Here is a 22,725-nt window from a genome sequence, read left to right as displayed (position 1 = left end):
TGCTAATAGATAAAAATACGTGCGTGCTGCTGGCACGCGCTACAGATTAAATAAGTATGTTATACGGGCTACAGCTTGCTTCAAATCGTATATTCGGTATTGGATGACGAATGCGGGGGGCTGCTCAGGGTAAACATATAACCCGGAGCAATCGTCAACGCCGTGCCGGAGCCGGTAATGACTTTGGTTTGGCTTTTCAAATCTTCACTGCGCACTTGGCTGTAATTCTGCGCTTCGGAAATATCAATATTGCTAATTAAGAAATTAGGCCGTCTGAAAAAAGAGTTTTTCAGACGGCCTAAACTGAATAAATTAAAAGCGTATGTGTACTGTATAAAAAAACAATTGGAAAATTATAACCATTCTAATGAGTTTGCATTTTCCTTTAATTTATCAAACAAAATATCAGCATTAACTCTAATGGAGTTTTTGTATTTGTTTGGTATTTTTTTTTCAACTCTATTAAACCAGTCGTCAAACACATTTTTCCATTGGGCAACCTCAGATTCTTTCAGCCTACCTGTTAAATCACTTGGTGATTTTTCTGAAACAAATAGTAACATATCAATATAACCTAATACAGCTTGGCATATTTCATTAGTATTTTCTAACCATTCTATATGCTCTTGAATTTTTTTAAGTGAAAATTCAATATATGCAATGAAAACTAAATCAGCTCGTTCATTATCATAAATTCCATCACCATATATTTTCATACGATCTCCTATTTTTTAGTTAAATTAGCAATTTTCATTGCATGTGCCAGGTTTTTTAACAGTTTTAGGTTTAATAAATTTATTTTTCCAATTTTTGAGAGGATTTTTGTTGGTCCATCTTTCTTTAACTCTACCTCGATTTTTATTAATTAAGGGAGAATTGTCTAACTGTTCTTTAACAGATAAAAGTTCATCAGCTGGACTAATTTTACTTCTAATCAAAGCTCCTTCGATTGTTCTAGCCTCATCATGTGTTAAACCTTCTGCCAATATTTCCATCTTAGAAAATTGTTTACCAGAGTCTCTGTGCTCTGCGCATCTTCTTTCTGCATCGTTAGTGATGCCATAATAAATTGTATTTCCTTGTTGATCCAATAAACGATAAACCACTTCAGATAAACCAAGAAAATCAACCCAAACACTCGCATTGAATGCAAATTGATATAAGTTCATTCCACCTAGCAAGCCAATGGGGTCTTGGTTAATGAACCTTCCACAGTCAGGTTCGTAATACCTAAAGAAGTTGTAATGTAACCCCGTCTCTTGATCGAAATACTGGTTCTGCAACCTAAAAGGCTGATGTGCTGTTTCCGTTATGTTGGTTTCGCTCTTCAGCTTACCCCAACCGTAATAATCCCCAAACCACAATAAATTGCCTTCTTTATCGGTCATCTCTCTTGGGATGCCGATTTGGTCGCAGTGGAAGTAGTGGGTTTGTTGGCGGCTTTCGCCGTCTTCGGTTGTCCAATCGCGAACTTGTGCTAAAGGCTCGTAGGAATCTGGGTCGGTGTAGATATAGGTATATCTGCCGTCCGATTGGACTTCCTGCAAGAGATGGCTGCCGTCCCAAACGAAGCCGGTTTGGTCTTTGAGGTCGTCTGAAAACCGAAAAAAACACGTGTGTGCTTACCGCACACACCCTACCGCCCATACAGGCTACGGCTTGCTATTCTCAATTTGTTGGTTTCGAGAATCCGACTACGCTGGCTGTATAGATATATAGGGAAAAGTCGTCTGAAAATTTAATTTCAGACGACTTTTGTTGCTTTCACTCAATATATGGAGATTAAAGAAATTTAATTATAAATTATCTAATAATTCTTCATCTTCAATAAAATTTGGATTAGCTTCAAAACATCCAATATAATAATAACTGGAAAATTTAGCACCAATCTTGTATTTTGCACCTGAATGAAAGAGGTAGACATATGAATTTGGGGGAGGCTCCATTTTTTTACATAATTCCTCAATAAGCTTAATATCTTCTTTTTTTAAAGGAGAATCGCATAGTAATTCACTTATTTGAAATGTATGATCAAAGTTAGGCTGCAAACATGTTAACTTGCAAAATTTATCTAATTCCTCGTCTTTGAATGGAAACCCAATATCTTGAGCAAATTTGGATGTACCAGTTTTTATATCGATATCAAAATAATCGTTAAACTCTTTTAGGCTTTCAACAAAACCTATCCAAAAATGGCAATTTTTATACATCTCTTTCATATTAAATCTCTTTAACGGTTTATTAACAATGGTCGCATTTTTTATATCCTTTGCCACCCTCTTTAATTGGTAAGAGTTCATCTCCAGTAAACTTATAAATATTACCAGTATCCATCTCTTTAATAATCAGTGTTTTTAGATCCAGAGACCTTGCTAGTTGTTTCAAACTACTTTTACAAAAACCACAAACTGGTTTTCCTTTGACTGTTAATTCCCCGATTCCTCCTCGTACGCCATCATCAAAAGCGGCTGTCATTGCTTCTACCTCAGCATGCATAGAATGTTTATCTCTATTTGGTCCTGGCATTGATGCACATTCGATGGCTCCTGAAGTCCTATTTGCTCGCTCAGTTGGGTTGGTGCCCGTATACTTTTTCCGACTACCACGTATTCTAAAGGTGGCATCTACTGTAGCAAGTCCTAAAAAATCAATCCAGTTTTGGATATTGGATGCAAAACTATAAAAGTTCATTCCGCCCCACAACCCAATCGGATCCTGATTCACAAACCGCCCCGCATCAGGCTCATAATACCTGAAGAAGTTGTAATGCAGCCCCGTTTCACGGTCGGCGTACTGGTTTTGCAGGCGGAACAGCTGGTATGCGCTATCTGTTACCTTGGTTTCCTCTTTCAGACGACCCCAGCCGGTGTAGTTGCCGAACCATAAGAGGTTGCCGTCTTTATCGGTCATCTCACGCGGGATGCCGATTTGATCGCAGTGGAAGTAGCGGATTTGTTGGCAGTTTTCGCCGTCTTCGGTTACCCAATCGCGGACTTGTGCCAGCGGCTCGTAGGAATCTTGATCGGTATAGATATAGGTATACCTGCCGTCCGAATGGATTTCTTGCAGCAGATGGCTGCCGTCCCAAACGAAACGGGTGTGGTTTTCGAGGCCGTTCCCGCTTAAATCATGCGGGAATGCCGTTTCTGAAACTTCTTCGTTTTTCAGACGACCTTTGCCTATCCTTCTGCCCAAGGCGTCGTAAGTGTACACCCAAGTTTCTTTGCTACCGTCTTTTTTGAAGATTTCGGCTTTAACCAGGTGGTCGTGCAGGTCGTAGAAATAGTTCTGCACTTCGCCGTCGGCCAGCTCGCGGTGGATCAGGTTGCCGAGGTCGTCGTAGTAATAGGTCGTGCCGTTGTAGGTTTTCAGGCGGTTGTCGGTGATGACGGAGCGGTCGTCTGAAAGCAGCGCAGCCGTTTTGCCCTCTCCCCAACCCTCTCCCACGGGAGAGGGGGCAGGGTATGGTTTGACCTTTTCCGTCGGGATGTCGAGGATATTGTGCGCGGGGTCGAAGGCGAATAGTTCGCTGCCGGCTTTGGTGATTCGACCGAGTTTGTCGTACTCGAAATGCGTCGTTCCCGTCCGCTGGTCGGTGCTGTGGGTCAGGTTGCCGGTGCGGCCGTAGCCGTAGCTGCGTTTGACGGCGGTTTGATTATAACCCGCCGCGACTTTGTTTTTGCCTTTGCCGCCCTCTGTCAGGTCGTTGAGGGTGGCGATTTGCCTTTTCAGACGACCTAATGGGTCGAGTTCGTAACGGCTGGCGAGTTTACCTTGTGTGCGGAAGATTTCGCGGTGCAGTTTGTCGCGCTCGATGTCGGTAATGACTTCGTCGTCGAGGCTGATTTGGTGGAGGTGGCCGCTGCCGTAATACAGATAGTTGATCTGTCTGCCGTCGGGCAGGACGGTGGCGGTGCGGTTGCCGTTGAAGTCGTAGTGGTAGCGGACGGTTTCGGTGACGGGCAGGTACAGCATATCGTACTGCGCATCGCGCCAGTCGGTTTCGGGCAGGCCGTTTCGGGCGTTCTCTTCTTTGCTCGGCACTTTCCATTGGTGCTGGGCAATGAGTTGGCCGTTTTCGTTGTGGTTGAAGCAGGTAAGGGTAAGCGTATAGGGAAAGGTCGTCTGAAGGTTATTTCAGACGACCTTGATATTTTGTTGGGTCTCGACCCAACCTCGCTTGCTGGCAACAGATTGTGGACTCTAATGAAAGGTTCGGTAAAATGTTCCCATCTCTAGCTTCCCATCTTCAGACAAGGTTGCATTCCCAATTTCAGATAAATTACGCCCATCTAGATAGATCCTACCTTCTTTGTTTTCAATTTGCACATCTTTAAATTTAAAATGTTCAAATTTATCAATAGTATAATAAATGCTATTCTTTTGGTAGTCTATTTGCTTTTTAGTCAGAATTGCTTCAAGAGCTTCAGATTCTCCGTTGGTATTTTTTATCCATAAATTTACATATCCATCAATATTATTAGTACTTTCTGTTTTCATTCTCAATACTATAAAATCAAAAGGATAACCTGATAATTCTTGGCCTAGTTCTCTCGGTTTATTTTCCTGATTGAAATAATATTTTTCTCTATAAGTACAGGCTAGTGAAAGTATTATAGAAATTATTCCAAAAGAGAGTAGTATATTTTTCATTTTAAATCCCATTAATATAAATATAAAAATATTGTTTACATGTATTCCAAAATATTACAGGCACATTTTGTTGTAAATGGTATTAATTCGTTTATGTTTCTCTGTTCAACAGGTTTGTTAGGTGCAGCCATGATATTGTTTTCCCATCCTTTTTGAGGAATACTTTTCCCGTTTATATCTTTGTATCTATCACCTAATCCCATTAGATGGCCAGCCTCATGAGCGGCTACCCATGAGACATTAGGATCCCTCATATACCAAACTCCTCTATTTCCTCCAGCTTTATTTACATAACTTCTACCATTGATAGGTTCGGCAGTAATTTGGTTAGCCATTTTGCTGTCATTTGCTTTTACATTTGCAATGAATCTAATATTGCATCCACCATATTTCCATCCTCCAGCATTCCAGTTTCGTTCAATCCCATTCTTTACATTTTCTATATCAGTATTGGTTACATTCCTTCCATTTAAAGAAATATCAAGGATAAATGTAACTGAGCGATCAGATCGAATGATATTAACATCAAGCCCTAAATGATCTATCCATTGCTGAGTATTCGGCGCAAACTGATACAGATTCATCCCACCCATCAACCCAATCGGGTCCTGATTCACAAACCGACCCACATCAGGTTCATAATACCTGAAGAAGTTGTAATGCAGCCCCGTTTCACGGTCGGCATACTGGTTCTGCAGGCGGAAGGGTTGATATGCGCTATCCGTTACCTTGGTTTCTTCTTTCAGACGACCCCAGCCGGTGTAGTTGCCGAACCATAAGAGGTTGCCGTCTTTATCGGTCATCTCACGCGGGATACCGATTTGGTCGCAGTGGAAGTAGTGGGTTTGGTGTCGGTTTTCGCCGTCTTCGGTTGTCCAGTTTCGGACTTGCGCCAAAGGCTCGTAGGAGTCTTGGTCGGTGTAGATATAGGTATATCTGCCGTCCGGGTGGATTTCCTGTAGGAGGTGGCTGCCATCCCAAACGAAGCGGGTTTGGTTTTCGAGGTCGTTTGAAACTTCTTCGTTTTTCAGACGACCTTTGCCTATCCTTCTGCCCAAGGCGTCGTAGGTGTACGACCAAGTCTCTTTGCTGCCGTCTTTTTTGAAGATTTCGGCCTTAACCAGTTGGTCGTGCAGATCGTAGAAATAGTTCTGCACTTCGCCGTTTGCCAGTTCGCGGTGGATCAGGTTGCCGAGCTCGTCGTAGTAATAGGTCGTGCCGTTGTAGGTTTTCAGGCGGTTGTCGGTGATGGCATTGGAGTTGGCTGAAAGCAGCGCAGCCGTTTTGCCCTCTCCCCGACCCTCTCCCACGGGAGAGGGGGTAGGGTATGGTTTGACCTTTTCCGTCGGGATGTCGAGGATATTGTGCGCAGGGTCGAAGGCGAACAGTTCGCTGCCCGCTTTAGTAATCCTGCCCAGTTTGTCGTACTCGAACTGGGTCGTTCCCGTCCGCTGGTCGGTGCTGTGGGTCAGGTTGCCGGTGCGGTCGTAGCCGTAGCTGCGTTTGACGGCGGTTTGGCCATAGCCCGCCGCTGCTTTGGCTTTGCCTTTGCCGCCTTCCGTCAGGTCGTTGAGGGTGGCGATTTGCCTTTTCAGACGACCTAAAGGGTCGAGTTCGTAACGGCTGGCGAGCTTACCCTGTGTGCGGAAGATTTCGCGGTGTAGCTTATCGCGCTCGATGTCGGTAATGACTTCGTCGTCGAGGCTGATTTGGTGCAGGTGGCCGCTGCCGTAATACAGGTAATTGATCTGTCTGCCGTCGGGCAGGACGGTGGCGGTGCGGTTGCCGTTGAAGTCGTAGTGGTAGCGGACGGTTTCGGTAACGGGCAGGTACAGCATGTCGTACTGCGCATCGCGCCAGTCGGTTTCGGGCAGGCCGTTTCGAGCGTTCTCTTCCTTGCTCGGCACCTTCCATTGGTGCTGGGCGATAAGCTGGCCGTTTTCGTTGTAGTCGAAGCAGGTGATGCTTTGGCGGTTGGCGGCGCGGACGAGGTTGCCGTCCAAGTCGTATTGGTAAGCGGCCTCCTGAACTCGGTCGCCGACGTCACGGGCGAGGGTGTGGATTAAGCGGCCCAATATATCGCGTTTGAACTCGGTAATCCGCAGCGGGGTTTGGCTGTTGAGGTCGTCTGAAAGCGGGGATACGTCTTTTTTGGGGACGGGCTGTCCGCCTAACTGCGCCATCAGTTTGGCGGCTAGGGAGGCGTCGTCGCCGAATTCGCGCTGCTCGACCAGCTCGTTGCCGGCATTGTAGCGGTAGCCGGTCAGCTTATGGTCGAAACCGCTTTCGGCAATCAGGCGGTCGAGGACATCGTAGGCAAAACGGTAGCGCGCACCGTTTTCATTGGTGAGGCCGACCAGGCGGCGGGCTTTGTCGTAATGGTAACCGAAGGTATGCCCCAGCGCATTGGTGCGTTGGGTCGGCAGACCGTCTTGGCCGTATTCGTAGGAAGTGGTATGGCCTTCGCCGTCGGTATGGGTTTTCAGACGACCTGCGGCATCGTAGCCGAAGGCCTCTTTGCTGCCGTCGGGATAGAGGGCGAGGGTAAGGTTTTGGTCGGCGTCATAATGGTATTCGGTGTGCTGTCCCAGCGCATCGGTAATGCGCGCCAGCTGCCCTTCGGGGGTGTAGGCCAGACGGGTTTCGTAACCGGAGCAGTCGGTAATGAGGTCGGGCTGGCGGTTTTCATTGTAGTGATAGGCGGTGCTGCTGCCGTTCGGATCGGTTACCGACAGCAACAGGCCGTTGTCGGCGTATTCGAAACGAGTGGTATGTTTCAGCGGGTCGGTATGGGTCAGCAGGTTGCCCGCTTCGTCGTAGGTATAGCCGTGGTAACGGCCTTCCGCATCGCTTTTACGGATCAGGCGGTAGCAGTCGTCATAGTCGAAATGCAGGATGGCGCCGTCGGGGCGGACGATGGCCTCCACCTGCCCCTCGTTGCTGTACTGATAGCGGGTAACGCGCCCCATCGCATCGGTGTGGCTGAGCAGACGGCCCAAACCGTCGCGTTCCATCAACACAGCGCTGCCGTCGGCAAACACCCGCTTGGTCAACTCGTTGTTGTAATCGTAATGATATTGCTCGGTACGACCCAATACGTCGGTTACCTCGGTATAACCGTCGTGATAGGTAAAGCGCCATTCCTCGCCCAAAGACGTCCAGTTGCGCAACACCTTGCCGGTCGGGGTGTAATGGTCGTATTCGTATTCCGATACCAATCCTGCCGCATCCGTGTGCGACACCATCAGGTTGTTTTTATAGCCGAAGCTGCGTTTGACGTTGCCGTCGCGGCCGATAACGCGGATCAAGTCGCCGCTGCCGTTGTATTCGTAGCGGACCAGCGGACTGCCGACCCGGACCGTTTCACCGAAGGCGGGCAAACCCTCCAGCAGCGACACCGACAGCAGCCGCATTTTGGGCGACTGTTCGTCCGCCACATTGCCGAAGTTCAGCGAGAACACCCGGCCGTTGCCGTCGATGACGTATTGCGGCAGACCGGTCAGCGGATGATAGACGAAACGCTGATGGTTGCCGTTGGCGTCTTCCACCGCCACCAGCGGGAAGAGGGTGGCGTCTTCGTCCGAACCGTCTTCCGCCACCACCAAAGGCGCAAAACGCAGCGCTATCGAACCGTCCAGCGACGCAATGACATAATGCCCGTCCGGATTTTTACTGAACCAAATCTGTTCGCTCTCGAACAATACCGGTTCCTCATCGTCTTCATCGACTTCCGGCAGCGGGAACAAACGGCCATGATCGTCGATATAGGCCAATCCCGCCGCATCGCGGATGATGCGTTGGCAGCCCGGTACGCTCCAGCCCTCGCCGAGCCAGCCGGTACCGTCTTGGTCGGAATAATAGCTGCGGCTCCAAACCAGCGGCAGGATGCCTTCAAAAGCAAAGTCGGTTTCACTCTCCAAAAACTTCAGCCCGTGTATCGGATTGACCGGGCGGCCGGCAGCGGCGGCGGCTTTGCAGGAAATACAGGGTTTGGGCGGCAGTTTCTTCTTGAACTTGTTGTTCATGTGGAACATATCGCCGGCGCGTATGATGTGGCGCTTGCGGATTTTAACCGAAGAAGAATGCATCATCGGCCAGGCGGGTTTGGTGGCGGTGCGCGACAACACACCCTTGCGGCCCGGAAGGGCGGGTTCGTCGCCGGTGGTGCGGTTGGTTTTACTGGCCTTGAAGACGAAGGCGGGCTTGCGGTTGAGGCGGACGTCTTTGGCGACGGTTTGAGCGTTGCCCAAGTCGGCGAAGAGCGGGAAGGGGATGGGCGGTGTAACAGGGGGAGCAGGAGGGGGCGCCCAACAGAAATCGGGGAGGATAAAGACGACTCTAAAGTCGCTGTCTTTGCGGGCGATTTTATTGAATGCCATGGCGGCTTGCTCCTGTTGGGGGGATGGGGTCGTCTGAAAGGCAGAACCCGTGTGCGTGCGTACCGCACACACCCTACGTCGGGATTGGAGGTTTCATATGGGGTACGGCTTGTTACACTTGTAAAAGCATAATATTCGAAACTTAATTAAGTTTGGATAGTTTGAAAATTTTTTTAAGCTTATATATAAGGTTGTATAAAAGAAATATATTTATAAAAAAACTAATTGATCCGTAAGTAAAGTGTATTATTCTTCGATAAAAGATATTATCAATAGTAGGATTTAGATTTAGTCCCAAATGAGTAATAATATCTTCTTCAATAATTGACCATGGAAGTGTTATAGTAATATTAATTAATTCCAAAATCCAAGGGTTTATTATAAATAAAATTATATATATAAATAAATATAATAAAAAAATACTTATATATTTATAAATTTTCATAATATCACCTATGATTTTTAGACGTTTTTTTAATTGTTTTATCGAGGGATGGCGGGTTTTGGCAAGTATTAGTATCATTTTCTGGTCCATAGTGTTGTGAAATTGCCTTTTCAAGCCCCCAACGTTTTATAGAAGAATTAGGATCATGTTGGATATTTTTAGATGTATTCACAAGAGTGTCATCACACCTTACCATACAGTTATATTTTTCTAATCCTGAACATGAGAATTGTTCCCTACACTTAGCATAACAAATATCATGTTGCCTGCAAGCCGTATCCAATACTCCCATTGGTTCAGCATAATAACCGTTATTGTCTCGAAGCTTACTGTATTGCTCTTCTCTCCCCCCCTGTCCAGTCTGGTCCACACCAATTCCCATGATATTTAAACCAACCTAATGTATCTATCCATTTCGTAGTATTTGGTGCAAACGCATAAAAATTACTCCCCCCAAACAACCCAATCGGATCCTGATTGATGAATCTTCCGCAGTCAGACTCATAGTATCTGAAGAAGTTGTAATGCAGTCCCGTCTCATGGTCGGCATACTGGTTCTGTAAGCGGAAGGGCTGGTAAGCACTATCCGCAACCTTGGTTTCCTCTTTCAGACGACCCCAGCCGGTATAGTTGCCGAACCACAGCAAATTGCCGTCCTTATCGGTCATCTCTCTTGGGATGCCGATTTGGTCGCAGTGGAAGTAGTGGGGTTGTTGTTGGCTTTCTCCGTCTTCGGTTGTCCAATCGCGGACTTGCGCGAGCGGTTCGTAGGAATCTTGGTCGGTGTAGATATAGGCATATCTGCCGTCTGAATTTTGTTCCTGTAACAGATGGCTGCCGTCCCAAACGAAGCGGGTTTAGTTTTCGAGGTCGTTTCCGCTTAAATCATGCGGGGATGACGTTTCTGAAAATTCTTCGTTTTTCAGACGACCTTTGCCTATCCTTCTGCCCAAGGCGTCGTAGATGTACGCCCAAGTCTCTTTGCTGCCGTCTTTTTTGAAGATTTCGGCCTTAACCAGTTGGTCGTGCAGATCGTAGAAATAGTTCTGCACTTCGCCGTCGGCCAGCTCGCGGTGGATCAGGTTGCCGAGGTCGTCGTAGTAATAGGTCGTACCGTTGTAGGTTTTCAGGCGGTTGTCGGTGATGACGGAGCGGCCGTCTGAAAGCGGCGCGGTCGTTTTGCCCTCTCCCCAACCCTCTCCCACGGGAGAATGGGTAGGGTATGGTTTGACCTTTTCTGTCGGGATATCGAGGATATTGTGCGCGGGGTCGAAGGCGAACCGTTCGCTGCCGGCTTGGGTAATCCTGCCCAGTTTGTCGTACTCGAACCGGGTCGTTCCCATCCGTTGGTCGGTGCTGTGGGTCAGGTTGCCGGTGCGGTCGTAGCCGTAGCTGCGTTTGACGGCGGTTTGGCCATAACCCGCCGCTACTTTGGTTTTGCCTTTGCCGCCCTCTGTCAGGTCGTTGAGGGTGGCGATTTGCCGTTTCAGACGACCTAAAGGATCGAGTTCGTAACGGCTGGCGAGCTTACCCTGTGTGCGGAAGATTTCGCGGTGCAGCTGATCGCGTTCGATGTCGGTGATGACTTCGTCGTCGAGGCTGATTTGGTGCAGGTGGCCGCTGCCGTAATACAGATAGTTGATCTGTCTGCCGTCGGGCAGGACGGTGGCGGTGCGGTTGCCGTTGAAGTCGTAGTGGTAGCGGACGGTTTCGGTAACGGGCAGGTACAGCATATCGTACTGCGCATCGCGCCAGTCGGTTTCGGGCAGGCCGTTTCGGGCGTTCTCTTCCTTGCTCGGTACTTTCCATTGGTGCTGGGCGATGAGTCGGCCGTTTTCGTTGTAGTCGAAGCAGGTAAGGGTCACTTATAGGGAAAGGTTATCTGAAGATTAATTTCAGACGACTTCGCGGTTTTATTGGGTCTCGATACGATCTACGATTAGTTAATAAGCTTCTGCTTTATTCTTTAAAATTGGAAAATAGCTTGTATTTCTATAAAAAATAACTACTTCATCGCTGGTTATAGATTTTCCTAAAATAATGATAACGCCATTGTTTTTAAATAGAGCTATTTCATTTTTATGTTTTTCCAAAAACTTTTTTTGATCTTCAAAGGTGGTTTCTCCTCTAGAAAAAGCTTCAAATTCAGATAGATTATATTCTTCATAAGGAGAGTATATATCCTTAAATTCTTGTTTTATTATGTCGAAATCTACGCTCTTTAGTCCGAAAATTAAAACATTCTGTAGGATATTAGTTGATTCATCAAACTGTAAAAACGCCGTTAAATTATTAGAAACGGGTAAGGCGTATGTGTTTGGCATTGGTATTTCTTTTTTTCCATAACTAATGTAAGAACTATCTGCCTTTATTAATTGAGGATATTTGGATAGCGCCTCATTAACAGTAATCTTGCCTATAGTTAATCCAAATGGGGCAACTTCTTTTTGAGAGGGGTGAGTGACATTTGTCAAGAATGCATACTTCTTATTTTTAATTAATGATTTTTCATCTAGATTGTTATCTGTAGGGTAGCAAGAAACTATTGATATTAAAAATAATGTTAAGTATATTACCTTCTTTATACACGAATGAATCATTAAGTTTACTCCTTTATTTATTACACAATGAATATGTTGTACATCTACCTACACTAGCACCGCCACCGCCACCAAATAAAATATTTGCATTAAAGGTATTACTTGCAGCTTGCCCACGAGTAGGATCTGAAGTACATATACCACTTCCAAATCCGCCTACTGGGGTCGCTACACTACCATTGACGCATGTTGAATTTGACCACCCAGTAGAAACGTTGCTTGTGCTATATGAGTATTCTCCCCCTAACGTTAAACGTTCTGCAGCTCCTGTCTCTCCACAGATAGTTGCTGCTAAACATTTACCTGTTGTTCCGTCTGGAAAATTATTGTGTATCACAGATAAACGACCGCTACCTCCTACAACCCCTTGTCCTTCTGCAACTATACTTAATGTGTGTGAAGAGGCTGGTAGAGTTTTTGGATGATTTGCCATGGCTGCTGCTGCTAGTGCTTTATGATATTCAGCTTGAACACCTGGAGAATTTGCATAATCTCGTAGTAGTTGAAAACCATCCAATCCTAAAGGATCTATCCAGCTTTGTATTGAATTACTAAATCTATATATATTCTCCCCACCCATCAACCCGATCGGATCCTGACTTACAAACCGACCCACCACCGGATCATAATACCGGAAGAAGTTGTAATGCAGCCCCGTCTCCTCGTCGCAGTACTGGTTCTGCAGGCGGAAGGGTTGGTGCGCCGTTTGCGTTACCTTGGTTTCCTCTTTCAGACGACCCCAGCCGGTGTAGTTGCCGAACCACAAGAGGTTGCCGTCTTTATCGGTCATCTCCCTTGGGATGCCGATTTGATCGCAGTGGAAGTAGTGGGTCTGTTGTCGGCTTTCGCCGTCTTCGGTTGTCCAATCGCGGACTTGTGCTAAAGGTTCGTAGCTGCTCGGGTCGGTATAGATATAGGTATACCTGCCGTCCGGGCGGACTTCCTGCAAGAGATGGCTGCCGTCCCAAACGAATCCGGTTTCCTCTTCGAGGCTGCCTGAAACTTCTCCGTCTTTCAGACGGCCTTTGCCTATCCTTCTGCCCAAGGCGTCGTAGGTGTAGGACCAAGTTTCTTTCGTGCCGTCTTTTTTGAAGATTTCGGCTTTAACCAGTTGGTCGTGCAGATCGTAGAAATAGTTCTGCACTTCGCCGTCTGCCAGTTCGCGGTGGATCAGGTTGCCGAGGTCGTCGTAGTAATAGGTCGTGCCGTTGTAGGTTTTCAGGCGGTTGTCGGTGACGGCGGAGCGGCCGTCTGAAAGGATATTGTGCGCAGGGTCGAAGGCGAACAGTTCGCTGCCGGCTTTGGTGATTCGACCGAGTTTGTCGTACTCGAAATGCGTCGTTCCCGTCCGCTGGTCGGTGCTGTGGGTCAGGTTGCCGGTGCGGTCGTAGCCGTAGCTGCGTTTGACGGCGGTTTGGCCATAGCCCGCCGCTACTTTGTTTTTGCCTTTGCCGCCTTCGGTCAGGTCGTTGAGGGTAGCGATTTGCCGTTTCAGACGACCTAAAGGGTCGAGTTCATAGCGGCTGGCGAGCTTACCTTGGGTACGGAAGATTTCGCGGTGCAGCTGATCGCGTTCGATGTCGGTGATGACTTCGTCGTCTAGGCCGATTTGGTGCAGGTGGCCGCTGCCGTAATACAGGTAGTTGATCTGTCTGCCGTCGGGCAGGACGGTGGCGGTACGGTTGCCGTTGAAATCGTAGTGGTAGCGGACGGTTTCGGTAACGGGCAGGTACAGCATATCGTACTGCGCATCGCGCCAGTCGGTGTCGGGCAAACCGTTTCGGGCGTTCTCTTCTTTGCTCGGCACTTTCCATTGGTGCTGGGCGATGAGCTGGCCGTTTTCGTTGTAGTCGAAGCAGGTGATGCTGTGGCGGTTGGCGGCGCGGACGAGGTTGCCGTCCAGGTCGTATTGGTAAACGGTTTCCTGAACCCTGTCGTTATCGCGGGCGAGGGTGTGGATTAGGCGTCCCAATATATCGCGTTTGAACTCGGTAATCCGCAGCGGGGTTTGACTGTCGAGGTCGTCTGAAAGCGGGGATGCGTCTTTTTTGGGGACGGGCTGTCCGCCCAGTTGCGCCATCAGTTTGGCGGCTAGGGAGGCGTCGTCGCCGAATTCGCGCTGCTCGACCAGCTCGTTGCCGGCGTTGTAGCGGTAGCCGGTCAGCTTATGGTCAAAACCGCTTTCGGCAATCAGGCGGTCGAGGACGTCGTAGGCAAAGCGGTAGCGTGCACCGTTTTCATTGGTGAGGCCGACCAGGCGGCGGGCTTTGTCGTAATGGTAGCCGAAGGTATGGCCCAGCGCATTGGTAATATGCGTCTGTTATCCTTTGGGCGTGTAAGAGAGTTTGGTTTCGTACGATCTTAATATTTTGTTGGGTTTTACTCCAGCCTACAGCTTGCTAATTTTAGTTCGATTCCTGATATTTTGTTATATCAGAAATAGTGATATCTTCGTTATTAAACATATCATCCCAAATTTGCTTATAAAGTTCTTTTGCGGTCATTTGCTGAGGTATTTCAAAGGCTGCGTCGGTACTAGGAAATTGATCATGTAGTCGTTCTTCTGTCCAGAAATTTAATCCAAATCTTAAACTTTCTTTAATTCTGAATTGGGTTGATATTGTAAAATTTTGATACTCGGGGTACAGATATTCTTTGACTAATCTCTTTACGCTATCTCGATTAACCAAATTCAGACCTGATAAGTCCTCAAGTTTGCTATCTACACCTTCGTGTAATAGTCCAAGAAAAAGTCTGATATATTCAGGACTAACTTTATACACTTTATTCATTTTAATTTTCCAAAAATTGAAACTAATTGACCAGCTTTATTGAATGTGGCTTGTACTTGAGATGTTTGGATTAATGGTCCTCTCCCACCTTTTAGATAACCCTCTGCAACAATTCTACCCATATCAAAGACAACGGGGCCACCATTTTCAGGAGCTTTTTTTAATGCAATCTGAATGGCTTCTGCTTGGTCTTCAGGAGAAAGAAATCTTGATGAGTCTTCAGGTCTTCCTCTCTTGCCGTCTGGACATACGCCTGTTCGAGCGCGGTATCTCTGCTGTGCTCTTGTTGTACCAGCACCATGCCGTCTCAAACCGTGAACATTTTCAGAACCTATTGTTTTCTCTAAATTTTGGATTAATTTTTTAGCTGCATTTTTGGCTAACCCCAATGGGTCAATCCATCCCAGCACATTCGATGCAAGTTGATAAAGGTTAAAACCCCCTAATAGTCTAATCGGATCCTGATTCACAAACCTACCCGCATCAGGCTCGTAATACCTGAAGAAGTTGTAATGCAGCCCAGTTTCATGGTCGGCATATTGGTTTTGCAGGCGGAACGGCTGGTGAGCCGTTCCCGTCACGTTCGTTTCGCTCTTCAGTTTGCCCCAACCGTAATAATCGCCGAACCAAACCAGATTGCCTTCGCTATCGGTGATCTCGCGCGGGATACCGATTTGGTCGCAGTGGAAGTAGTTGATTTTCTGTTTGCTTTCGCCTTCTTCGTTGATCCGGTTATGTACCTGCGCCAGCGGTTCGTAGGAATCTTGATCGGTGTAGATATAGGTATACCTGCCGTCCGGGTGGATTTCCTGCAAGAGGTGGCTGCCGTCCCAAACGAAGCGGGTTTGGTTGTCGAGGTCATCTGAAACTTCCTGACTGTCTTTCAGACGGCCTTTGCCCATCCTTCTGCCCAAGGCGTCGTAGGTGTACGACCAAGTCTCTTTGCTGCCGTCTTTTTTGAAGATTTCCGCCTTAACCAGTTGGTCGTGCAGGTCGTAGAAATAGTTCTGCATTTCGCCGTCGACGAGTTCGCGGTGGATCAGGTTGCCGAGATTGTCGTAGTAATAGGTCGTGCCGTTGTAGGTTTTCAGGCGGTTGTCGGTGATGGCATTGGAGTTGGCTGAAAGCAGCGCAGCCGTTTTGCCCTCTCCCCGACCCTCTCCCGCGGGAGAGGGGGTAGGGTATGGTTTAACCTTTTCCGTCGGGATGTCGAGGATATTGTGCGCAGGGTCGAAGGCGAACAGTTCGCTGCCCGCTTTGGTGATTCGACCCAGTTTATCGTACTCGAACCGGGTCGTGCCCGTCCGCTGGTCGGTACTGTGGGTCAGGTTGCCGGTGCGGTCGTAGCCGTAGCTGCGTTTGACGGCGGTTTGACCATAGCCCGCTGCGACTTTGGTTTTGCCTTTGCCGCCTTCCGTCAATTCATTGAGGGTGGCGATTTGTCTTTTCAGACGACCTAAAGGATCGAGTTCGTAGCGGCTGGCGAGCTTACCCTGTGTGCGGAAGATTTCGCGGTGCAGCTGATCGCGTTCGATGTCGGTGATGACTTCGTCGTCTAGGCCGATTTGGTGCAGGTGGCCGCTGCCGTAATACAGGTAGTTGATCTGTCTGCCGTCGGGTAGGACGGTGGCGGTACGGTTGCCGTTGAAGTCGTAGTGGTAGCGGACGGTTTCGGTGACGGGCAGGTACAGCATGTCGTACTGCGCATCGCGCCAGTCGGTTTCGGGCAGGCCGTTTCGGGCGTTCTCTTCTTTGGACGGCACCTTCCATTGGTGCTGGGCGATGAGTTGGCCGTTTTCGTTGTAATCGAAGCAGGTGATGCTGTGGCGGTTGGCGGCGCGGACGAGGTTGCCGTCTAGGTCGTATTGGTAAGCGGTTTCCTGAACCTTGTCGTTATCGCGGGCGAGGGTGTGGATTAGGCGTCCCAATATATCGCGTTTGAACTCGGTAATCCGCAGCGGGGTTTGGCTGTCGAGGTCGTCTGAAAGCGGGGATACGTCTTTTTTGGGGACGGGCTGTCCGCCCAGCTGCGCCATCAGTTTGGCGGCGAGGGAGGCGTCGTCGCCGAATTCGCGCTGCTCGACCAGTTCGTTGCCGGCGTTGTAGCGGTAGCCGGTCAGCTTATGGTCGAAACCGCTTTCGGCAATCAGGCGGTCGAGGACGTCGTAGGCAAAGCGGTAGCGCGCACCGTTTTCATTGGTGAGGCCGACTAAGCGGCGGGCTTTGTCGTAGTGGTAGCCGAAGGTATGGCCCAAGGCATTGGTGCGTCGGGTCGGCAGACCGTCTTGGCCGTATTCGTAGGAAGTGGTATGGCCTTCGCCGTCGGTATGGGTTTTCAGACGACCTGCGGCATCGTAGCCGAAGGTTTCTTTGCTGCCGTCGGGATAGAGGGCGAGGGTAAGGTTTTGGTCGGCGTCGTAATGGTATTCGGTGTGCTGTCCCAGCGCATCGGTAATGCGCGCCAGCTGTCCTTCGGGGGTGTAGGCCAGTTTGGTTTCGTAACCGGAACAGTCGGTAATGAGGTCGGGCTGGCGGTTTTGATTGTAGTGATAGGTGGTGGAGCTGCCGTTGGGATCGGTTACCGACAGCAGCAGACCGTTGTCGGCGTATTCGAAACGGGTGGTATGTTTCAGCGGGTCGGTATGGGTCAGCAGATTGCCCGCTTCGTCGTAGGTATAGCCGTCATAACGGCCTTCCGCATCGCTTTTACGGATCAGGCGGTAGCAGTCGTCATAGTCGAAATGCAGGATGGCGCCGTCGGGGCGGACGATGGCCTCCACCTGCCCCTCGTTGCTGTACTGATAGCGGGTAACACGCCCCATCGCATCGGTGTGGCTGAGCAGACGGCCCAAACCGTCGCGCTCCATCAACACAGCGCTGCCGTCGGCAAACACCCGCTTGGTCAACTCGTTGTTGTAATCGTAATGATATTGCTCGGTACGGCCCAACACGTCGGTTACCTCGGTATAACCGTCGTGATAGGTAAAACGCCATTCCTCGCCCAAGGAGGTCCAGTTGCGCAACACCTTGCCGGTCGGGGTGTAATGGTCGTATTCGTATTCCGATACCAATCCGGCCGCATCCGTGTGCGACACCATCAGATTGTTTTTATAGCCGAAGCTGCGTTTGACGTTGCCGTCGCGGCCGATGACGCGGACCAAGTCGCCGCTGCCGTTGTATTCGTAGCGGACCAGCGGACTGCCGACCCGGACCGCTTCGCCGAAGGCGGGCAAACCCTCCAGCAGCGATACCGACAGCAGCCGCATTTTGGGCGACTGTTCATCCGCCACATTGCCGAAGTTCAGCGAGAACACCCGGCCGTTGCCGTCGATGACGTACTGCGGCAGACCGGTCAGCGGATGATAGACGAAACGCTGATGGTTGCCGTTGGCGTCTTCCACCGCCACCAGCGGGAAGAAGGTGGAATCTTCGTCCGAACCGTCTTCCGCCACCACCAAAGGCGCAAAACGCAGCGCTATCGAACCGTCCAGCGACGCAATGACATAATGCCCGTCCGGATTTTTACTGAACCAAATCTGTTCGCTCTCGAACAATACCGGTTCCTCATCGTCTTCATCGACTTCCGGCAGCGGGAACAAACGGCCATGATCGTCGATATAGGCCAATCCCGCCGCATCGCGGATGATGCGTTGGCAGCCCGGTACGCTCCAGCCCTCGCCGAGCCAGCCGGTACCGTCTTGGTCGGAATAATAGCTGCGGCTCCAAACCAGCGGCAGGATGCCTTCAAAAGCAAAGTCGGTTTCACTCTCCAAAAACTTCAGCCCGTGTATCGGATTGACCGGGCGGCCGGCAGCGGCGGCGGCTTTGCAGGAAATACAGGGTTTGGGCGGCAGTTTCTTCTTGAACTTGTTGTTCATGTGGAACATATCGCCGGCGCGTATGATGTGGCGCTTGCGGATTTTAACCGAAGAAGAATGCATCATCGGCCAGGCGGGTTTGGTGGCGGTGCGCGACAACACACCCTTGCGGCCCGGAAGGGCGGGTTCGTCGCCGGTGGTGCGGTTGGTTTTACTGGCCTTGAAGACGAAGGCGGGCTTGCGGTTGAGGCGGACGTCTTTGGCGACGGTTTGAGCGTTGCCCAAGTCGGCGAAGAGCGGGAAGGGGATGGGCGGTGTAACAGGGGGAGCAGGAGGTGGCGCCCAGCAGAAATCGGGGAGGGTACAGATTACATAGAAGTCGCTGTCTTTACGGGCGATTTTATTGAATGCCATGGCGGCTTGCTCCTGTTGGGGATGGGGTCGTCTGAAAGGGGGATGAATGAGGACTTAGAGTTTCAGACGACCTATGTGTGGTTTATACGTGTGCTGCCAAAGATGGCGGGATTGGAATAAATTCATCCTGCGAATCCCGACAGGCTTGAGCGGCCGCGATTTGGTCTGCACGTTCGTGTCGGGCGATGAATCTGAGCTGGCATGCCGCAATTTCCAGTTCTTCGGGAAAAGATGTGCGGTAGCTGCAATCAATGCGGCGTTGTTCTACATTGACGAGGATGGTGTCCAATACCATATCTTTGCACAATGACGAGTTGGTTGCCGTATGGGCGTGGACGAACACGGTTTCTACCGGCAAATCAACGGTAAATCGTTGGTTGGGTGCTTGGAAGGAATGCACCATGCCGGTAAAAGTCAGTTCGTAAATATGGTTGGGTTTCAGATGGGGAAGTTGCAGCGAGGGATGGGCGCCGTTCCAATAAGCCATAGAAAAATCTTCAGGCAGTAGCGGGGCACGGTTGGCTATCCATTGCGCATCAGCAGTGCCGGTATGTTTGGCTCGCAGTGCGAAATAACGGGGCATAAAGCCGAAGCCTTCGGGCGCGGCCTTATCGGACGGATCTCGCACGGGGTGTGCGGGGTCGTAGATTTGATGCGCTTTCAGTGTCCGCTTGAACCCGTTTTTTTTGAGTTCGGCCTTCGGATAGTAGCCGATGCCGATGGCGTTTTGTTGATAGCCTGTGTGGTCGTCTTCGACTGCGCTGCCGCCAAAGGCAAACTCATAACGGATAGGCAGCGAAAGGATGGGGTCGGGTTCGCTCAAAGACCATCCTGCTGCCTCCCGCACCCAGTAACGTTCCCCGGTAAGCGCCAGGCTTTTTTGGTAATCGCCGATACTTACGGATACGGTAAATTGCCGAGAGGGGACATCGTCGGGTGCATAGGCGGTGGCATTGACAACCAAGTCGGTTTTGGGTTTGTAGAGGCTGAAGTCGCTTTCAAACTGAGTCGAGGTTTGCGAAGGATCGCCGTAATAGGTATCGGCAAACGTGAGCGGCGTTTGCTTACGGGCAAACGCAAGCTCCGTTTTTCCTGTTTCCGGGTCAATTTCAAACTCGTAACTGACTTTGGCGACGACTACATCATAAGCCCGATCTGTTTGGTCGATGTTTTTAAACTGCTGCGTATGAAAGCAGGTAAAGTTCTGCAACTCAAACATGGCGTATCTTCTCTAGTTGATATCGACTTTTTTGCCGTCGATGTCCACTACTTTGGTGCCGACGATCTTGATCGTTTTGCTGACGATGCTGATTTTGTTTTTATCAATCAAAATCATGGAACTACCGACTTGTATGGTAATTTTCTTGCCTGCGGACAGGGTGATGTTTCGACCTGCGTTGAGGCCGATGTTCATACCGGCGTTGAGACCCATCACCAAGCCGACGCTATGCATTTCTGCACCGACGACATTGGTCATCCAGCCTGCACCGACGTTCAGCATATAGCCGGCACCGATGTTGGTCATCTGACCGATGCCGACATTGTTCATGCCGTTCAGGCTGACGGTTTCCTGTTTGTTACCGCCGATACTGCTGACTTCGTTGGCAACAACGGTCTTGTTGCGGTTGGCGCCGACGGTCAGCGCTTGGTTTTTGCCGACAGCAACGTTCTGGTCTTGTCCGACAGTCAGCGCTTGACTCTGACCTATGCCTACTTTTTCGTTCAAGCCAACAGAACGGCTGCGATTTTTACCCACGTTGACGCTTTGGTCTTTACCTACGCTGGTACTTTGGTTGTCACCCACACTAATGCTTTGGTTTTGGGTAATGCTGGAGGTCTCGTTTTGACCCACCGATTTTGTGCGGTTTTGGGTAATCGAAGCCGTTTCGTTTTTTTGGACGGTTTTCGCCCGATCACCCACTACCGTAACCGTTTCGTTGTTGCCGATTGTGGTGGTGCGGTCGTTGTTGACGTTGCGGGTTTCGTTATTTTTAACCAGCGAGGTCAGGTCTTTTTGCGCTTGGAAATTGACCATCTCGGAACCGGCAGTATCGTTGAACATCAATTCGTTGAAGTTGGACAATGGCGAATTGAAACTCTTGCTTTTGATACCGGACTGCTTGGCCGCGGCAGGAAAGCCCCATGGCGGCGACATTGCGCTGTTGTACAGACGACCCAATACAATCGGTCGGTCGGCATCGCCGTTGATGAAGTCAACCAGCACTTCTTCACCGATACGCGGTGTGTTGATAGAGCCGTATCCCGCTCCGGCAGAACCTTGCGTTACCCGAACCCAGTTGGAGCTGTTTTCATCCATTTTTCCGTAGCGGTCCCAATGGAATTGGACTTTAATATCGCCATACTCGTTGGTATAAACCTCTTCTCCGGCAGGACCTGTTACCGTAGCCGCCTGTGTACCCAATACTTTGGGTTTCGGCGTTTTAAGGGGAGGGCGGTATGGGTAGGATTTGGGCAATACGCGGAACGAAATTCTGAATTTGCCGATACGGTCGCCGGTAGTATAGCCGGCTTCTTCAAAATCATAATCTGCTTTCAGAATGGTGTATTCGGTATTGGATGAGGAATGCGGGTGTTTGCTCAGGGTAAACGTATAACCCGGAGCTACTGTCAAGGCAGTACCCGAACCGGTAATGATCTTGGTTTGGCTTTTCAGATCTTCACTGCGCACCTGACTGTAATTTTGTGCTTCGGATACATCGCTAAAGCCGGTATAAAAATCATAATGTTCCATAGGAACAGAACTGAAATCGTGAACCGAATCAGAAGATTTCATTGGGACTTTGGCGTTTTTATAGTTGTATTCTTGAGTCACGAACTGACTGGATTTCAAGGCATCACGTTCTTCCCATACATCGATATAGGCGATGTTGGGTGCGCCGGGCGCAGTATTTTTGGAATGGTAAGGAATGTTGGGAGAAGGAATGGCTTCTAGAGTACCGACATCATCAGCGATAACCAGCTCATGCGAACCGTTGCTGTGGGTAAAATAATAGTAGATGCCTTCCTGTTCAAACAGGCGGTTTAGGAAATTAAAACTGTTTTCCTGATATTGGACACAAAATCCTCTGGTACGATAGCCTTTTTGGCATTTTACCTGGAAGGGGAAGCCGAACGGCGACAAGACTTCATTGGCAATATCCAGAACGGACTTGTCGACAAATACCCTGCTGTCCGTATTTTGGGTGAGATACCACATAAACGGACGGGCTGTACAGGTGTAGGCATGATAGTCTTCTTCGTCTTCATCTTCGCCAATGTAACCGAAGTCGGTAACCAAACCGTTCAGATAGCGTGGGCTGCCTGCTTCTGTGTCAATTTCCAATGTTATAGGCTGACCGATAATATCCTTGCCTTGTAAATTGGAATCTTTGGAAACCAAAGTGATATTAAATTCAAAAAGGTTGGAAACAAATTCTGTTCCAAGCATTTTTTTGAATAAAAGTTGTGATCCCAAAGGTGTATGAGCAACGACTGTTCTATTCATTTCGGGAAATTCCTTGTTGACATTAAAAACCAATTTCGCTTGAGTGTCGGTTTTTCTATTTTCAATCATGCATAGGGTTGCGGCAGAAGCATGTTGGAATGAGTGGTTTCAGACGACCT

The 22,725-nt window shown here is 49.2% G+C and carries 11 protein-coding genes and 4 pseudogenes; all 15 read right to left on the bottom strand.

Translation table 11 applies throughout. From position 1 onward, the window contains the following. Window positions 1-80: 80 nt before the first annotated feature. Window positions 81-215 carry a hypothetical protein gene (locus MON40_RS13375; RefSeq protein ID WP_003778042.1) on the bottom strand — a complete coding sequence of 45 codons (135 nt, stop codon included), beginning with the start codon at window positions 213-215 and terminating at the stop codon, window positions 81-83. Window positions 216-353: 138 nt separating this feature from the next. Next, entirely contained in the window at window positions 354-716 is a 363-nt protein-coding gene (locus MON40_RS08110) for a hypothetical protein (protein ID WP_242925863.1), read from the bottom strand. Window positions 717-740: 24 nt separating this feature from the next. Further along, a pseudogene (locus MON40_RS13415) lies at window positions 741-1,046 on the bottom strand (hypothetical protein); the annotation flags it as partial. A 66-nt stretch (window positions 1,047-1,112) separates the two neighbouring features. After that, a pseudogene (locus tag MON40_RS08105) lies at window positions 1,113-1,589 on the bottom strand (RHS repeat-associated core domain-containing protein); the annotation flags it as partial. A gap of 207 nt (window positions 1,590-1,796) precedes the next feature. Then, window positions 1,797-2,219, bottom strand: coding sequence for an immunity 22 family protein (locus MON40_RS08100; RefSeq protein ID WP_242925862.1), 423 nt, complete (start codon window positions 2,217-2,219; stop codon window positions 1,797-1,799). 22 nt (window positions 2,220-2,241) lie between these two features. After that, on the bottom strand, window positions 2,242-4,044 hold the full coding sequence (locus tag MON40_RS08095; protein ID WP_242925861.1) for an RHS repeat-associated core domain-containing protein: 1,803 nt from the start codon (window positions 4,042-4,044) through the stop codon (window positions 2,242-2,244). Window positions 4,045-4,203: 159 nt separating this feature from the next. Continuing rightward, window positions 4,204-4,653 (bottom strand): hypothetical protein, encoded by a 450-nt coding sequence (locus MON40_RS08090; RefSeq protein WP_141765236.1) that lies wholly within the window; start codon window positions 4,651-4,653, stop codon window positions 4,204-4,206. 35 nt (window positions 4,654-4,688) lie between these two features. Continuing rightward, entirely contained in the window at window positions 4,689-9,032 is a 4,344-nt protein-coding gene (locus MON40_RS08085) for an RHS repeat-associated core domain-containing protein (protein ID WP_242925860.1), read from the bottom strand. Between the two features lie 840 nt (window positions 9,033-9,872). Beyond that, window positions 9,873-11,339, bottom strand: a pseudogene (locus MON40_RS08075) (RHS repeat-associated core domain-containing protein); the annotation flags it as partial. Between the two features lie 81 nt (window positions 11,340-11,420). Next, window positions 11,421-11,951 (bottom strand): hypothetical protein, encoded by a 531-nt coding sequence (locus tag MON40_RS08070; protein ID WP_242925859.1) that lies wholly within the window; start codon window positions 11,949-11,951, stop codon window positions 11,421-11,423. 139 nt (window positions 11,952-12,090) lie between these two features. After that, window positions 12,091-14,283, bottom strand: a pseudogene (locus MON40_RS08065) (RHS repeat-associated core domain-containing protein); the annotation flags it as partial. Window positions 14,284-14,482: 199 nt separating this feature from the next. Continuing rightward, the gene (locus MON40_RS08055) at window positions 14,483-14,869 is read right to left on the bottom strand and encodes a hypothetical protein (RefSeq protein WP_003780337.1); all 387 of its coding nucleotides are present in this window, start codon (window positions 14,867-14,869) and stop codon (window positions 14,483-14,485) included. After that, window positions 14,866-19,101 carry an RHS repeat-associated core domain-containing protein gene (locus MON40_RS08050; protein ID WP_242925858.1) on the bottom strand — a complete coding sequence of 1,412 codons (4,236 nt, stop codon included), beginning with the start codon at window positions 19,099-19,101 and terminating at the stop codon, window positions 14,866-14,868. Before MON40_RS08050 ends, MON40_RS08055 begins: the two co-directional genes overlap by 4 nt. Before the next feature lie 82 nt (window positions 19,102-19,183). Then, window positions 19,184-20,320 carry a DUF2169 family type VI secretion system accessory protein gene (locus MON40_RS08045; protein WP_003780334.1) on the bottom strand — a complete coding sequence of 379 codons (1,137 nt, stop codon included), beginning with the start codon at window positions 20,318-20,320 and terminating at the stop codon, window positions 19,184-19,186. Window positions 20,321-20,332: 12 nt separating this feature from the next. Then, window positions 20,333-22,675, bottom strand: a complete 2,343-nt coding sequence (locus MON40_RS08040; protein WP_003780333.1) for a type VI secretion system Vgr family protein — start codon at window positions 22,673-22,675, stop codon at window positions 20,333-20,335. Window positions 22,676-22,725 lie beyond the last annotated feature (50 nt).

Source organism: Neisseria macacae ATCC 33926, assembly GCF_022749495.1.
Lineage (GTDB): Bacteria > Pseudomonadota > Gammaproteobacteria > Burkholderiales > Neisseriaceae > Neisseria > Neisseria macacae.
Note: the sequence above shows the minus strand (reverse complement) of the source record. Positions and strands in the feature narration are given on the sequence as shown.

Excerpts from the sequence above, each read along its gene's own strand:
- MON40_RS08110 (WP_242925863.1), bottom strand. The coding sequence starts at position 716 with ATGAAAATATATGGTGATGGAATTTATGATAATGAACGAGCTGATTTA.
- MON40_RS08100 (WP_242925862.1), bottom strand. The coding sequence starts at position 2,219 with ATGAAAGAGATGTATAAAAATTGCCATTTTTGGATAGGTTTTGTTGAA.
- MON40_RS08090 (WP_141765236.1), bottom strand. The coding sequence starts at position 4,653 with ATGAAAAATATACTACTCTCTTTTGGAATAATTTCTATAATACTTTCA.
- MON40_RS08085 (WP_242925860.1), bottom strand. The coding sequence starts at position 9,032 with ATGGCATTCAATAAAATCGCCCGCAAAGACAGCGACTTTAGAGTCGTC.
- MON40_RS08055 (WP_003780337.1), bottom strand. The coding sequence starts at position 14,869 with ATGAATAAAGTGTATAAAGTTAGTCCTGAATATATCAGACTTTTTCTT.
- MON40_RS08050 (WP_242925858.1), bottom strand. The coding sequence starts at position 19,101 with ATGGCATTCAATAAAATCGCCCGTAAAGACAGCGACTTCTATGTAATC.
- MON40_RS08045 (WP_003780334.1), bottom strand. The coding sequence starts at position 20,320 with ATGTTTGAGTTGCAGAACTTTACCTGCTTTCATACGCAGCAGTTTAAA.
- MON40_RS08040 (WP_003780333.1), bottom strand. The coding sequence starts at position 22,675 with ATGATTGAAAATAGAAAAACCGACACTCAAGCGAAATTGGTTTTTAAT.